Below are 14,361 nucleotides of genomic sequence, written 5' to 3' on the forward strand. Positions count from 1 at the left end.
GGGGGTGTCTGGGGCAGGGACGCCGGGGCGGCGCCCGGGGTTGCCCGGAGGGCGGGGGCGCGGGGGCGCATCAGACGCGTCTCCTGACGGTGCGCCGGGCGATGGTGCGGGTGTCGAGGCCGGAGAGGCCGCGCACCGCGACGTACGCCTTCTCGCGGCCCGGCAGCGAGACGCGGCCGCGCAGGACGGCCTCGGGGTCGCGCTCGATCCGGTCGAGGAGGCGCCGGTAGATGCCGGCCATGGCGGCGACGCAGGCGCCGCTGCGCCGGTCGAGCATCGGGAGGAGCCGGTAGCCCTCGGCGAACAGGGCGCGGGCGCGCCGCACTTCGAAGTGGACGAGGCCGGCGAAGTCCGACCCGGGGGGCGGGGTCTCGCTGCCGAAGCCGTCTCCGCAGCCGAACTTGGCGAGGTCGTCGGCCGGCAGGTAGGTGCGCCCGTTCCCGGCGTCCTCGCGTACGTCCCTGAGGATGTTGGTGAGTTGGAGCGCGAGGCCCAGGGTGTCGGCGTACTCGGGCGCCCGGTCGGCGCCCGGGGCGCCGGGCTGGGTGCCGAAGACGCCGAGGGAGAGCCGGCCGATCGCGCCGGCGACGCAGCGGCAGTAGACCTTGAGGTCGTCCCAGGTCTCGTAGGTCGCGCCGCGCACGTCCATGAGGACGCCGTCGATGAGCTCGTCGAGGCCGTCGAGCGGGATCGGGAAGCGGCGGGCGGAGTCGGCGAGGGCGACGGCGACGGGGTCGGTGTCGTCCTCCTCGACCAGGCCCTTGCGGACGCGGTCGAGGACGTCGCGGGTGGCTTCGAGCCGTTCCCGCTTCTCCCCGGCCGCGAGCGTGCCGTCGCCGATGTCGTCGACGCGCCGCGAGAAGGCGTACAGCGCGGACATCGCCTGTCGCTTCTCGGCCGGGAGCAGCCGGATCCCGTAGGCGAAGTTGCGGGCCTGCTGTCCGGTGACCGCCTCGCAGTAGCTGTAGGCGGCCTGGACCGGTGCGGACGGCTGGTGCTGGGCCTCCACGGTCGTGCTCACCCCTCTCTCCGCGCCCGGAGCAGAACCGCTCCCGCCTGGCGCATCAGGCTCGGCTTGGTGGCCTTCGGTGGGCCGGTCAGCACGTCGTACCCGGCGTCGGTGATCGCGTCGAGCGCCGCGAGTCCCCCGCCGGTGAAGCCGGCGAGGAGGAGGCGGAGCCGTCCGTGGACGCTGCCGACGAGCGGGGCGCCCGCGTGGAGGAGCGCGCGGGCCCGCTCGGCCTCGAAGGCGATCAGGGCCCGCACGGAGGCGCCCGCGGTGGGGGCGGCGAGGTCGCGCTCGGTGACGTGGAAGCGCTTGAGGTCCTCGGCGGGCAGGTAGATCCGGTCGCGGGAGAGGTCCTCGGCGACGTCCTGGAGGTGCTCCACGATCTGCAGGGCGGTGCAGATCTCGTCGGAGCGCCGGATCCGCTCGGGGGTGTCGGTGCCGGTGAGGGCGAGGACGAGCCGGCCGACGGGGTTGGCGGAGAGCTCGCAGTACGCGAGGAGGTCGTCGTACGTCTCGTAGCGGCGGACCAGCTGGTCCTGCCGGTTGGCGGCGATCAGCCCGAGGAAGGGCTCGGGGGTGAGTCCGCGGCGCCGGACGGTCGGCTGGAGGGCGCGCAGCAGGGGGTGGTGCGGGGTGGAGTCGAAGACCCGCCGGAGGTCGGTCTGGAGGGCGTCGAGGAGGACGACCCGGTCGTCCGCGGCCTCGGGGCGGACGCCGAGGTGGCGGGCGTCGGCGCCGCCGGGGGCGAGGTCGCCGTCGCCGATGTCGTCGACGAGCCGGGCGAATCCGTAGACGGCCATGAGGTCGTCGCGCCAGGCGCGGGGCAGGAAGAAGGGGGCCACGGGGAAGTTCTCGTCCGCGGCCTTGCCGAGTGTGGTGCGCGAGGAGGCGTCGGTGCGCGCCTGCCGGGTCTCCGTCACTGGGCGCTTCCTGACGGAGGGACGGCGACACCCTCGTGGAGCTGGAGATTCTGCGTCATGGCCGTCACGTCTCCCGTTCTACACTGCCGATCCAATCCATCCTATTTCGGACACGCCGCCGACCCCTGCCCGTAGGTCCGCCACGCGCGGGCCCGATGGCCGCGGGTATCGCCCTACTTGCCTCGAAACAGACCGGTCCAGCTTACGTTGTACGACGACCTTCGCCATTCCCGGGTGGCGGGCGTCGCGCACCTCACCCGTACGGGGCCCACGCCGCCCGCCAACGCTCCCGTCTCGCAAGGGAGTTCGGGGTCAGCCGGCAGCCGATCCGGAGACCACCATCGCGAGGGTCGCCTCGACGACGACGCCGCGGCCCTGCGCGGAGAGACGGCGAAGGGGCCCGTCGACCAGGAGGAGTGACAGTCCGTGCACGGCCGACCACGCCGCGGCGGCGGTGGCGGGCCGGGTGCCGGGCCGGGCGGCGCCCTGCCGGGCGAGGGCTTCGAGCGCCTCCCTGAGCAGGGCGAACGCGCGGATCTCGGGCTCGGCGGGCGGCCGGGCGGGCACGGGCTCGTCCGCGGCGGCGGGGCGGGGGACGCAGAACGCGGCCCGGTAGAGGCCGGGCTGCTCCACGGCGAAGCCGACGTATCCCCGGCAGAGGGCGGCGACCCGGCGCTCGGCGGCGAGGCCGGGGTCGTCGGCGCCGGGCTCGCGGGCGGCGGCCCGCTCCATGGCGGCGGCGAGCTCCCGCCGGGCGTGGGCCCGTACGGTGCGGAGGAGTTCGCCGCGCCCGTCGAAGTGCCGGTAGGCGGCGGTGGGCGAGACGCCGACCCGGCGGGCCGCCTCGCGCAGGACGACCCGCTCGGGACCGCCTTCGGTGGCGAGGTCGACGGCCGCGCAGATCAGCGCGTTGCGCAGATCGCCGTGGTGGTAGGTCTTTCCCGCCGAGGTCGCTGCCATGGACTCATCCTGCCCGAAGTTAACCGCATGAACATTCCAGGTGGGGGAGCGACGCGCGGAGGAAGGGGCGGGTGCGCGGCACCTTCCGGGAAGGGTGGTGGCGGGAGACGGGGGGACGGAAGAGCTCCTGCCGGACGAATCCGGCAGGAGCTCTCGGGCGGCGGGCCTCAGCGCGCGGTCTCCCGCTCGTACGCCTTGAGGACCTCCTCCGTGGGGCCGTCCATCAGGAGCTGCCCCTTCTCCAGCCAGAGCACCCGGTCGCAGGTGTCCCGGATGGACTTGTTGCTGTGGCTCACCAGGAAGACCGTGCCGGCCTCCTTGCGGAGCTCGCGGATCCGCTCCTCGGAGCGGATCTGGAACTTGCGGTCACCGGTCGCGAGCGCCTCGTCGATGAGGAGGACGTCGTGGTTCTTGGCCGCCGCGATGGCGAAGCGGAGCCGGGCGCCCATGCCGGAGGAGTACGTCCGCATGGGGAGGCTGATGAAGTCGCCCTTCTCGTTGATGCCGGAGAAGTCGACGATGTCCTCGTAGCGGGAGCGCACCTCCTCGCGGCTCATGCCCATGGCGAGGCCGCCCAGGATCACGTTGCGCTCGCCGGTGAGGTCGTTCATGAGGGCCGCGTTGACGCCCAGGAGCGAGGGCTGCCCGTCGGTGTAGACCTTGCCGCTCTCGGTGGGGAGCAGGCCGGCGATGGCGCGCAGGAGCGTGGACTTGCCGGAGCCGTTGGTGCCGATGAGGCCGATGGCCTCGCCCCGGTAGGCGGTGAAGGTGACGCCGCGGACGGCGTGGACCTTGCGGACGCCCCGGGAGACCTCGGCCTTGCCCCGGCCGACGATCCGGCTGAGCGCCGCCGTGGCGCTGCCCTTGCCTCCGCCGCCGGTGTTGACCCGGTAGACGATGTGGACGTCGTCGCAGATGACGGTGGGGACGCGGTCCTGGTTCGTGTCAGCCACGGCCGTACCTCTCCTCGGCCTTCCAGAAGTAGACGAAACCGCCGATGCCGAAGACCAGGGCCCAGGCGAGGGCGGTCATCCAGACGTGCGACGGCAGGTTCTCGGCGCCGTAGCCCTCGATGAGGGAGTAGCGGATCAGGTCCATGTAGACCGCCGCCGGGTTGTACATGAGGACGTCGGCGATCCACGCCGGCTTGTCCGCCAGCATGGCCTGGATCGAGAACATCACGCCGGAGGCGTACATCCACGTGCGCATGACGAACGGCATCAGCTGGGCGAGGTCGGGCGTCTTGGCGCCCATCCTGGCCATGATCAGAGCCAGTCCGATGTTGAACACGAACTGCAGGAGCAGCGCCGGCACCACCAGCAGCCACCGGAGGGAGGGGTAGCTGCCGAAGGAGATCGCGACCACCACGAGCACGATCATCGAGAACAGCAGCTGCTGGAGCTGCTGGAGCGAGAAGGAGATCGGGAGGGTCGCGCGCGGGAAGTGCAGGGCCCTGACCAGACCCAGGTTGCCCGAGATCGCCCGGACGCCCGCCATCACCGAGTTCTGGGTGAAGGTGAACACGAAGATGCCGGTGACCAGGAACGGGACGTAGACGTCCTTGCTCAGGCCCTTACCGGCACCGAGGATCAGCCCGAAGATCAGGTAGTACACCAGGGCGTTCAGCAGGGGGGTCGCCACCTGCCACACCTGGCCCAGCTTCGCCTGGCTGTACTGGGCGGTCAGCTTCGCCGAGGAGAAGGCCAGGATGAAGTGGCGACGACTCCACAGATCGCGGACGTACTCGAACAGGCCGGGCCGGGCGCCGCTGACGGCGAGGCCGTACTTCGCGGCGAGGGCGGCCGGCTCCAGGCCCTCGTCGACGGAGGACGGAGGCGCGCTCGTCGCGACCGCCCCGCCCAGGTGTGTGTCACTCACAGTCGAAACTTTCGTGTTCAAGATGCGCGGCACGTGGAGTACCACGATGTCAGACGACCGGGGGGCGACCCAGCCGGGTCAGGCGCCACACCGTACGCCACCTCATGGGGCGGCGCGGTCCGCAGGGGGTCGTCCAGCCCGCGCGGAAGCCGCCGAGCCACGCCTTCAGCGCGGAGGGCGAGGGCCGCCGGGCCAGGGTGAGCAGGAGCCAGACGCCGAGATAGACCGGCACCAGGGGCGCGGGCAGATTGCGACGTGCCAGCCACACTCGGTTGCGGGCCACGTTGAAGTGGTACGAGGCGTGCCGGGACGGGGCTGTGGTGGGGTGCAGCAGCACCATGTCGGAACGGTAGTCGATCATCCAGTCGGCGTCGAGCGCGCGCCAGGCGAGGTCGGTCTCCTCGTGCGCGTAGAAGAACTCGTCCGGCAGGCCGCCGACTTCGGCGAAGACCTTGGTGCGGACGGCGTTGGCGCCGCCGAGGAAGGTGGTCACCCGCGAGGAGCGCATCGGATCGGCCGAGCGGAGCCGCGGCACGTGCCGGCGCTGGGTGGCCCCGGTCTCCGGATCGGCGATCCGGAAGCTGATGATGCCGAGGCGCGGATCGGCGGTGAAGGCCTGCCGGACCAGCTCCGCGGTGTCCCGGTGGGCGAGCAGCCCGTCGTCGTCGAGGAAGAGCAGGACATCGACGTCGGTGCCGCCGGGGCCGAAGGCCTCGATGCCGACGTTCCGGCCGCCGGGGATCCCGAGGTTCTCGGGCAGGTCGACGGTCCGCACCCAGTCGGGCACCCCGGTGACCGGGGTGCCCTGACCGACGACGACGACCTCGACCGGGTCGCCCTCCTGCGCGGCGACCGAGTCGATGAGCGCGCGCAGGTCGTCGGGGCGGTTGCCCATCGTGATGACGACGGCACCCACCCTGAGCGGCGTACTCACGGCCGGCCTCACTTCAGCCTGCTGGAGACCATGATCGACACGAGGTGCAGCACGGTCTGGAGCAGGGCGATGCCGGCGAGGACGGCGACACCGAGCCGGGAGAAGAAGAGGTCTCCCCTGACGTGGTCCGCGATCGCCAGGACCACGATGAGCAGCGAGGCCTCGATGCCGAGGACGAGCCGGTGGAACTTGAGCGCGGCGGCGGCCCGGCGGGCCAGCGCCATGCCGGAGGAGCGCGGCTCGGACGCCGCCTCCTTGACCGGCGGCAGCCCGCCCTGGTGGCGGGCGACGCCGACGAGGTCGGTCTCGGCCTTGATCAGGATGGCGCCGAGCGCGGCGAGCGTGCCCAGGAAGGCCCACAGCCAGTCGATCCGGCCCGAGCCCCACAGGTCGGCGGCGCGCAGGCCGAAGCCGACGAGGACGGCGGCGTCGCACAGGTAGGCGCCGACCCGGTCCAGGTAGACGCCGGCCAGCGAGTACTGCTTCTTCCAGCGGGCCACCTCGCCGTCGACGCAGTCGAGCAGCAGGTAGAGCTGGACCATGAGCGCGCCGAGCAGCGCCCCCGGGATCCCGGGCACCAGCAGGGCCGGTGCGGCGAGGACGCCCGCGAGGGTCATGACGTACGTCAGCTGGTTCGGCGTGACCCTGGTGCCGACGAGCTGCCGGGTGATCCTGAGCGAGATCTCCCGCATGTAGAGGCGGCCGCCCCAGTGCTCACCGCTCCGCCGGTCCTTCACACCCGGGGGGTGGACGACCGGGCGGAGCTCCGCCACCGAGGGCTTCCGCGGAGGACGGAGCTCAGCTACCGATGGATTTGGCATAGTCGGCGTACGCGTCCCTGATCTCGTCGTCGGACAGGTCGAGGTGTTCGAGGATGGTGTAGCGGCCCGGCCGGGTCTGCGGGGCGAAGGACACCGCCCGGACGAACTCGTCCACGGTGAAGCCCATCTCCTCCGGCAGGACGGGCAGCCCGTGCCGGCGCAGGGTCTCGACCATCACTCCGGAGGCGTCCCGCGCGCCGCGCAGGTGCATCGCGAAGGCCGCGCCGAGGCCGCACTGCTCGCCGTGGCTGGCCGCCCGCGCCGGGAAGAGCAGGTCGAAGGCGTGGCTGATCTCGTGGCAGGCGCCCGAGGAGGGGCGGCTGTCGCCGCTGATGGACATGGCGATGCCGGACATCACCAGGCCCTCGGAGAGGGTGACGAGGAAGTCGTCGTCGCCCACGCCGCCGGGGTGGCGGAGCACGGCCTCGCCGGCGCTGCGGGCCATGGCGGCGGCCAGGCCGTCGACCGGCTCGCCGTTCTCGCGGTGCGAGAGCTCCCAGTCCTCGATGGCGGAGAGGTTGGAGATCGCGTCGCCGATGCCGGAGCGGACGTACCGCACGGGGGCGTCCCGGATCACGTCGAGGTCGACGACCAGCGCGATGGGGGTGGGGACGCCGTACGAGCCGCGGCCGTTGTCGTTGTCCAGGGTGGAGATCGGCGAGCAGATCCCGTCGTGCGACAGGTTGGTGGCGATGGCCACCAGCGGCAGCCCGACCCGGGCCGCCGCGTACTTGGTCACGTCGATGATCTTGCCGCCGCCGAGGGCGACCACGGCGTCGTACCGCTTGCCGCGCATGGCGTCGGCGAGCTTCACGGCCTCGTCGATCGTGCCGCCCGAGACCGGGTACCAGTCGGCGCCGGGCAGCTCGGGGGCGAAGTGGTCACGCAGCTTGAGGCCCGAGCCGCCGCTGATGGCGACGGCGATCTTGCCGTTGCTGGAGATCCGCTGGTCCGCGAGGAGCGCGGACAGGTCGTCCAGCGCTCCCCGGCGGATGTCGACGACGACCGGCGAGGGGATCAGCCGGGTCAGTACTGGCACGCGATCTCACGGCCCTTCGCGAGGTCGTCGTGGTTGTCGATCTCGACCCACTTGACGTCGCCGATGGGGGCCACGTCGACGGTGAAGCCGCGGTTGACGAGCTCCTGGTAGCCGTCCTCGTAGTAGAGGTCGGGGTCGCGCTCGAAGGTGGCCTTGAGGGCGTCGGCGAGCTCCTCGGCGGCCTCGGCCTCGATGAGGGTGACGCCGATGTACTCGCCGGTGGCGGTGGCCGGGTCCATGAGCTTGGTGATGCGCTGGACGCCCTTGCCCTCGGCGGTGATGACCTTCATCTCCTCGTCGGCGAGGTTCTTCACCGTGTCGAGGGCGAGGATGATCTTCTGGCCGTTCCCGCGGGCGGCGAGCAGGGTCTTCTCGACGGAGACCGGGTGGACGGTGTCGCCGTTGGCGAGGATCACACCGCGCTTGAGCACCTCACGGGCGCACCACAGGGAGTAGGCGTTGTTCCACTCCTCGGCCTTGTCGTTGTCGACGAGGGTGATCCGGAGGCCGTACTTGGCCTCCAGGGCGTCCTTGCGGTCGTAGACGGCCTCCTTGCGGTAGCCGACGACGATCGCGACCTCGGTGAGGCCGATCTCGGCGAAGTTCTTCAGCGTGAGGTCGAGGACGGTGGTGTCGCCGTCCACGGGCACGAGGGCCTTCGGAAGGGTGTCGGTGTAGGGGCGCAGACGCCGTCCGGCACCGGCTGCCAGTACGAGGCCGATCATGCTGTTTCTCCTTCGTCGTGAACGGCGGGTGCTCCGGAGGAGACCCAGAAGCGGATGGACTCCACCAGCACCACCAGCGCGACGGCGACCGCGAGCGCGGTCAGTGCCAGGGTGAAGTCGTCGCCGCGGTCCGCCAGCAGGGCGGCGAGAGCGGTCACCAGGAGCGTGCGCCCCTCGTGTCCGCCGGTGACGCGCACCAGCCAGGCGGGCGGCGCGCCGGTGCCTCCGCGGATGCGGTACACCGTGTCGTAGTGATGGTAGGCGACGGCCGCGACCAGCCCGAATGCGGCGGGAAGGGCGTGCGGGGAGTCGGAGCGGGCCGCGAGCACGAGGACGGTGGTGTACTCGGCGGCGCGGAAGAGCGGGGGGACCAGCCAGTCGAGGGCGCCCTTGAGGGGGCGGGCGACGGCGGCGCCGGCGAAGACCGCGTAGAAGACCGCGATGATCACGGTCTGCCGGTCCCCGAAGGGGCGGGCGAGGACCGTGGCGAGCAGCGCTCCGGTGGCGATCAGGGCGAGGACGAAGCCGGGGCCGCGCAGGCCGGTGCGGGCGAGGGCACGGCTCGCGATCCCGGCCAGCGGGCCCGAGTCAGCCAGGTCCGCCAGCGCCTGGGCTGCCCGGTCGGTCCGCTTCGCCCTGCGGGTCAGGGAGCGCAGGACGCGGCCCGCCGTGGTGTAGCAGGCGCCGAAGGCGCAGCCGACGATCAGGGCCCAGAAGACGATCCGGGGGCTGGTGGCGGCGGTGAGGACCGCGATCATCGCCCAGCGCTCGCCGATCGGCAGGATGATCATGCGGCGGGCCCAGACCGTCCAGCCGACGCTGTCGAGCCTGCTGGAGAGGGCGGCGGTCGGGCTGGTGTTGGCGGTGGCGTCGTGGTTGGCCTCGTTGAAGGAGAAGTCCACGACGTGCCGGCAGGTCATGAGGACCATGGCGCCGAGGGCGAGCGCCCACACGTCGTCGCCGTCGCGGGCGGCGCCGAGGGCGAGGCCCGCGTAGAAGGCGTACTCCTTGGCCCGGTCGAAGGTGGCGTCGAGCCAGGCGCCCATCGTCGAGTACTTGAGCGCGTAGCGGGCGAGCTGCCCGTCGGTGCAGTCGAGGACGAAGGAGACGATGAGGAGGACGCCGGCGGCGATGTAGCCGCCGCGGACGCCGGTGGCCGCGCAGCCGGCCGCGATCAGCGCGGTGAGCAGCGAGGCGGTGGTGACCTGGTTCGGGGTGAGGCCGCGGCGCGCGCACCAGCGGGCGATGTAGCGCGAGTACGGGCTGATGAAGAAGGTGGTGAAGAAGCCGTCGTGCGCCTTGACGGCCGAGCGCAGGCGCACGGCCTCGTCGTCGACGGCGTCGACGGCGGCGCGCGCCTCGTGGCGGGCCTCGGCGTCGGTGGGCACGGTGGCGACGAGGGTGCCGAGCTGGGGCCGGTGCACGGCGACGCCGTCGGCGTCGAGGGCCTCGGCGAGCGAGTCGGTGAGGCCGTGGGCGTCGGTGAGCGTGTCGCTGCCGGCGGCCCCGGCGGTCGTGGAGACCGCTTCCAGGGCGCGGGCGAGCGCGGGGCGGGCCTCCCGCTGGGCGGTGAGCGCGCCGGGGGCGGCGGCCGCGGGGAAGCGGGGGTCGGTCAGGGTGAGGCGCAGCGCGTGCAGGTGACCGACGAACCGGGGGTCGACGAGCGCGACGCGCTCGCCCGCCGGGACGGCGGCCAGCAGGGCGCCGGCCTCCTCGGCGCCGGAGGCGATCCGGACGTCGAAGCCGAGCGACCGCAGATCACCGTCGAGCGAGGATCCGGGTGCCGGCGGGCCGGTGAGGATGGCGGTCGACAGACGAACTCACTCCTTGGAGCTGACGGAGGGGCCGGCGGGGCCATGGCGGCCCCGGCGCGGCGGTGCGGCCCGGCACCGGGCGGCGACACGTCGGCTGAGGCTATCGGATGAACGGAGGACGATTTCACCGAGGCTTCGCCGACAGGACTCCCCCGGGACCGTCCGTGTCCGTCCGGGTGCGCCGCGTTCCGCGGAGATCATCGCGGGCGATCGGCGGCCCGCCCCGCGAAGCCCGCCCCGAGAGGCCGGCGGCGCGCGCCCTCGCTCCGACGTCGCCGCAGGTCAGAGCATATGACAACGGTGTTCAGTACCGTGTTGCACATACCCCCCACCCGTAGTTCACTTGCGAATCGGGGCACACATCCGACACGACCGGGAGGCCTTGTCATGGGGGCTGGACACGATCACGGGCACGGCCACGGCGGCCCGCCGCCGACGGGCACGGCGGCCGCCGCGTACAAGAACCGGCTGCGGATCGCGCTCGGCATCACGCTCTCCGTGATGGTGATCGAGATCGTCGGCGGCCTGGTCGCCGACTCCCTCGCCCTGATCGCGGACGCGGCGCACATGGCGACCGACGCGGTCGGCCTCGCGATGGCGCTCCTCGCGATCCACTTCGCGAACCGGCCCCCCTCGGGGAACCGCACGTTCGGGTACGCCCGGGCCGAGATCCTGGCCGCGCTCGCCAACTGTCTGCTGCTGCTCGTGGTCGGCGGATACGTGCTGTACGAGGCGGTCCAGCGGTTCATCGAACCGGCCGACACCAAGGGCGGACCGGCGATCGCGTTCGCGGTGATCGGCCTGGTGGCCAACGTGATCTCGCTGTCGCTGCTCATGCGGGGCCAGAAGGAGAGCCTCAACGTGCGCGGGGCGTACCTGGAGGTGCTCGCGGACGCGCTGGGTTCGGTCACCGTGATCGTCGCGGCGGCGATCATCCTGGCGACGGGCTGGCAGTACGCGGACCCGATCGCCTCGATCGTGATCGGCCTCATGATCGTGCCGCGCACGCTCAAGCTGCTGCGCGAGACCCTGGACGTCCTCCTGGAGGCGGCTCCGAAGGGCGTCGACATGGCGGAGGTGCGGGCGCACATCCTGGCCCTGCCGGGCGTCGAGGACGTGCACGACCTGCACGCCTGGACGATCACCTCGGGGATGCCGGTGCTCTCCGCGCACGTCGTCGTGGACCAGGACGCGCTCGACTCGGTCGGGCACGAGAAGATGCTGCACGCCCTGCAGGGCTGCCTGGGCTCGCACTTCGACGTGGAGCACTGCACCTTCCAGCTGGAGCCCGCCGGGCACGCGGAGCACGAGGCGAAACTCTGCCTCTGAGCGGCCTCCGGCTGTTAGTCTCCTCGCACGAACGCGTGTGGAGAGGAGCTGAGGTTGATGACCGTCGCGATGGAGGCTGCCCCGTGCGGCAGCACCCGGTCGTCCCTCAGCCTCCGGGTCTCCGGCTGACCTGATCCCGGTCCTTCCACCGGTACGTCACGTCGTCGGCCGGGGCCCTTTCACCCCAAGGGTTTCCACGTTGTCCGACAATGCTCTGCACGACTCCTTCTTCGCCCTGCACCACGGCCTGCCGCGGCAGGGCCCCGGCTCCGACGCCACCACCCGCCGGCTCCTCGCGCTCTCGGGCCGCCTCCCGGAGCGGCCGCGCGTGCTCGACCTGGGCTGCGGCCCCGGCCGCTCCGCGCTGCTCCTGGCCGCCGAGGCGGGCGCCGAGGTGACCGCCGTCGACACGCACGAGCCGTTCCTGGCGGAGCTGCGGGAGACCGCCGCCGCCCGCGGGCTCGACGGCGCGATCCGCACCCTGAACGCCGACATGCGCGCCCTGCCGTTCCCCGACGGCTCCTTCGACCTGGTCTGGGCGGAGAGCTCGGTCTTCGTCCTCGGCTTCGACCGGGCGCTGACCGAATGGCGCCGGCTGCTGGCCCCCGGGGGCACGCTGGTGCTCACCGAGTGCGTCTGGACCACCGAGGAGCCGGGCCCGGCGGCCCGCGCCTTCTGGGAGGAGCACTACACCCTGCGTACCGTCGCCGGGAACGCGGCGGCGGCCGTGGCGGCCGGCTACCACGTCCTGGGGACCGTCCCGCAGCCCGAGAGCGACTGGGACGAGTACTACGTCCCGCTCGCCGCGCACGCCGACGCGGCGGACACCACCGTGCCCGGCATGGCCGAGGCGGTGGCGGGGGCCCGCGCCGAGATCGCGCTGCGGCGCGGGCACGGCTCCGACTACGGGTACGCCGGCTTCGTCCTGCGGGCCGCCGATCCGCGCTGGCGCACCCGGCCGGAGACCGAGGCGGACGCGGCGGAGATCCGGCGGGTCGTGGCCGCGGCCTTCGGGTCGGAGGCCGCGCCCTCGGAGACGGAGGCCGATCTGGTCGACGCGCTCCGGCGCGACGACGCCTGGCTGCCGGGCCTGTCGTACGTGGCCGAGGCCCCGGACGGCACGATCGCGGCGCACGCGCTGATCACCCGGTGCCTGGTGGACGGCGTCCCCGCGGCCGCGCTGGCCCCGGTGTCGGTGGCGCCCGCCCACCAGCGGACGGGGGCCGGGCAGGCCGTCGTCCGGGCGGTGCTCGACGCGGCCCGGCTGCGCGGAGAGCCGCTCGTGCTCGTCCTGGGCCATCCGGAGTACTACCCGCGGTTCGGGTTCGTACGGGCGTCCGAGTATGGAATCAAGCCAGGTTTCGAGGTCCCGGACGAGGCGATGATGGCGCTCGTCCTGGACGCTTCCGCGCCCGTGCCGCCGGGCACACTCGCCTATCCGGCACCTTTCGGGGTGTAGTGCCCCTTTGGACCCCTCCCGCTCCCGCCGCACCGCCTGTACTCCGGTGCGGTGGGAGCGGCCACGTCCGGACGCCGAAGTGCGGACAAGCCGGTTTTGTACGGCACACTGTGGGGGCCCCAACGGGCCGAGGACCGATGCGAAGGATGGGTATGCCGACCACACCAGCCACCGCGGCTCAGATCTCGCCGGAGATCACGTCGAACGGTGTCCAGCCGTCCGGAGTCCCGGCGCCGATCATGCTCGAACTGGTCGACGAGGAGGGGAGGACCATCGGCACCGCGGAGAAGCTCGCCGCGCACCAGGCGCCGGGGCAGCTCCACCGCGCCTTCTCCGTCTTCCTCTTCGACGAGTCGGGCCGGCTGCTGCTCCAGCGGCGGGCGCTCGGCAAGTACCACTCCCCCGGCGTCTGGTCGAACACCTGCTGCGGCCACCCCTACCCGGGCGAGGCGCCGTTCGCCGCGGCGGCCCGGCGGACCTTCGAGGAGCTGGGCGTCTCGCCGACGCTGCTCGCGGAGGCCGGCACCGTCCGCTACAACCACCCGGACCCGGCCTCGGGCCTGGTGGAGCAGGAGTTCAACCACCTCTTCGTCGGCCTCGTGCAGGCCGCCCCGCGGCCGGACCCGGAGGAGATCGAGTCCACCGACTTCGTGACCGCCGACGAACTGGCCGAGCGGCACGCCGCCGCGCCCTTCTCCGCCTGGTTCATGACGGTCCTGGACGCGGCGCGGCCGGCGATCAGGGAGCTGACGGGCCCGTCCGGGGGCTGGTGACCCCCGGGAGCGCCTCCCGGCCCCGGTGCCATCGGGGCCGGGGCCTTCCAGCCGTGCGCGCCGGATCCGGGCCCGGCGGGCCCCTCAGGCGGGCCCCTCAGGCGGGCCCCAGGGGCAGCGCCGCCCAGATGATCTTCCCGCCGCTCGCGGTGTGTTCGACGTCGCAGGCGCCGCCGGACTCCTGGGCGATCTCGCGGACCAGGAGGAGCCCCCGGCCGCCGGTCTGGCCCCAGTCCGCCTCCAGGGCCTTGGGACGGTAGGGGTGGTTGTCCTCGACGGACACCCTGACCCACTCGGGGCCGATCGCGACCTCCACCGCTATCTCCGGGGAGAGCAGCGCCGCGTGCCGCACGGCGTTGGTCACCAGCTCGGAGACGATCAGCAGCAGGCCGTCCATGATCTCCTCGCGGACGGGGACGCCCTGGCGGACCAGCAGGTCGCGTACGGCGTGCCGGGCCTGCGGGACGGAGACGTCGACCGCTGCAGCGGTGAAGCGCCAGACTCCTTCGTAGGACGGTTGCCGGGCGGGGACACCCCCGTGGGTGTCCACGGTCCCGTTCCCGCCCTCGTGCTCGATTCTCGCCACGGATCGAGTCTTGGCAATACGCGCGAGCGGACCGGCCTACTGACCAGAAGTCGACACCTATCGGTCACCTTCTGATCGGCTGGGTATGCCAACGTCAGTTGTTCGACTGATCCT

Annotated in this window: 14 protein-coding genes; 3 read left to right on the forward strand and 11 right to left on the reverse strand. The window is 72.6% G+C overall.

Going from position 1 to position 14,361, the window contains the following annotated elements:
- Positions 1-70: 70 nt before the first annotated feature.
- From hpnD to ACFYUZ_RS19595, 10 genes are all read right to left on the reverse strand, one after another.
- On the reverse strand, positions 71-1,021 hold the full coding sequence (gene hpnD, locus ACFYUZ_RS19550) for a presqualene diphosphate synthase HpnD (protein ID WP_389310819.1): 951 nt from the start codon (positions 1,019-1,021) through the stop codon (positions 71-73).
- The gene (gene hpnC / locus ACFYUZ_RS19555) at positions 1,018-1,929 is read right to left on the reverse strand and encodes a squalene synthase HpnC (protein ID WP_389310821.1); all 912 of its coding nucleotides are present in this window, start codon (positions 1,927-1,929) and stop codon (positions 1,018-1,020) included. Before hpnC ends, hpnD begins: the two co-directional genes overlap by 4 nt.
- 312 nt (positions 1,930-2,241) lie before the next feature.
- The gene (locus ACFYUZ_RS19560; protein WP_389310823.1) at positions 2,242-2,889 is read right to left on the reverse strand and encodes a TetR/AcrR family transcriptional regulator; all 648 of its coding nucleotides are present in this window, start codon (positions 2,887-2,889) and stop codon (positions 2,242-2,244) included.
- A 167-nt stretch (positions 2,890-3,056) separates the two neighbouring features.
- Positions 3,057-3,842 carry an ABC transporter ATP-binding protein gene (locus ACFYUZ_RS19565; RefSeq protein ID WP_123456319.1) on the reverse strand — a complete coding sequence of 262 codons (786 nt, stop codon included), beginning with the start codon at positions 3,840-3,842 and terminating at the stop codon, positions 3,057-3,059.
- Positions 3,835-4,767: an ABC transporter permease gene (locus ACFYUZ_RS19570; RefSeq protein ID WP_389310825.1), complete on the reverse strand. Its 933-nt coding sequence runs from the start codon at positions 4,765-4,767 to the stop codon at positions 3,835-3,837. The genes ACFYUZ_RS19565 and ACFYUZ_RS19570 overlap by 8 nt, the downstream gene beginning before the upstream one ends.
- Positions 4,768-4,816: 49 nt before the next feature.
- Positions 4,817-5,662, reverse strand: coding sequence for a glycosyltransferase family 2 protein (locus tag ACFYUZ_RS19575; RefSeq protein WP_389311015.1), 846 nt, complete (start codon positions 5,660-5,662; stop codon positions 4,817-4,819).
- Positions 5,663-5,709: 47 nt separating this feature from the next.
- Positions 5,710-6,522 carry a CDP-alcohol phosphatidyltransferase family protein gene (locus ACFYUZ_RS19580; RefSeq protein ID WP_389310827.1) on the reverse strand — a complete coding sequence of 271 codons (813 nt, stop codon included), beginning with the start codon at positions 6,520-6,522 and terminating at the stop codon, positions 5,710-5,712.
- Positions 6,500-7,561, reverse strand: a complete 1,062-nt coding sequence (locus ACFYUZ_RS19585; RefSeq protein WP_389310829.1) for an iron-containing alcohol dehydrogenase family protein — start codon at positions 7,559-7,561, stop codon at positions 6,500-6,502. Before ACFYUZ_RS19585 ends, ACFYUZ_RS19580 begins: the two co-directional genes overlap by 23 nt.
- A complete protein-coding gene (locus tag ACFYUZ_RS19590) occupies positions 7,549-8,286 on the reverse strand; it encodes a sugar phosphate nucleotidyltransferase (RefSeq protein ID WP_389310831.1) in 738 nt (245 codons plus the stop codon). Before ACFYUZ_RS19590 ends, ACFYUZ_RS19585 begins: the two co-directional genes overlap by 13 nt.
- On the reverse strand, positions 8,283-10,100 hold the full coding sequence (locus ACFYUZ_RS19595) for a DUF5941 domain-containing protein (protein ID WP_389311016.1): 1,818 nt from the start codon (positions 10,098-10,100) through the stop codon (positions 8,283-8,285). The genes ACFYUZ_RS19590 and ACFYUZ_RS19595 overlap by 4 nt, the downstream gene beginning before the upstream one ends.
- Positions 10,101-10,487: 387 nt before the next feature.
- Here ACFYUZ_RS19595 and ACFYUZ_RS19600 point away from each other — a divergent pair, with 387 nt between their 5' ends.
- From ACFYUZ_RS19600 to idi, 3 genes are all read left to right on the forward strand, one after another.
- Positions 10,488-11,429, forward strand: coding sequence for a cation diffusion facilitator family transporter (locus ACFYUZ_RS19600; RefSeq protein WP_389310833.1), 942 nt, complete (start codon positions 10,488-10,490; stop codon positions 11,427-11,429).
- 199 nt (positions 11,430-11,628) lie between these two features.
- Complete coding sequence (locus ACFYUZ_RS19605; RefSeq protein ID WP_389310835.1) at positions 11,629-12,888, forward strand: GNAT family N-acetyltransferase; 1,260 nt, start codon at positions 11,629-11,631, stop codon at positions 12,886-12,888.
- A 152-nt stretch (positions 12,889-13,040) separates the two neighbouring features.
- Complete coding sequence (gene idi / locus ACFYUZ_RS19610) at positions 13,041-13,661, forward strand: isopentenyl-diphosphate Delta-isomerase (protein ID WP_093873169.1); 621 nt, start codon at positions 13,041-13,043, stop codon at positions 13,659-13,661.
- Between the two features lie 97 nt (positions 13,662-13,758).
- On the opposite strand, the gene ACFYUZ_RS19615 is transcribed toward idi, so the two are convergent.
- Positions 13,759-14,211 carry an ATP-binding protein gene (locus tag ACFYUZ_RS19615; RefSeq protein ID WP_389311018.1) on the reverse strand — a complete coding sequence of 151 codons (453 nt, stop codon included), beginning with the start codon at positions 14,209-14,211 and terminating at the stop codon, positions 13,759-13,761.
- Positions 14,212-14,361: the final 150 nt, after the last annotated feature.

It is taken from the genome of Streptomyces sp. NPDC004266 (assembly GCF_042874095.1).
Classification (GTDB): Bacteria; Actinomycetota; Actinomycetes; order Streptomycetales; family Streptomycetaceae; genus Streptomyces.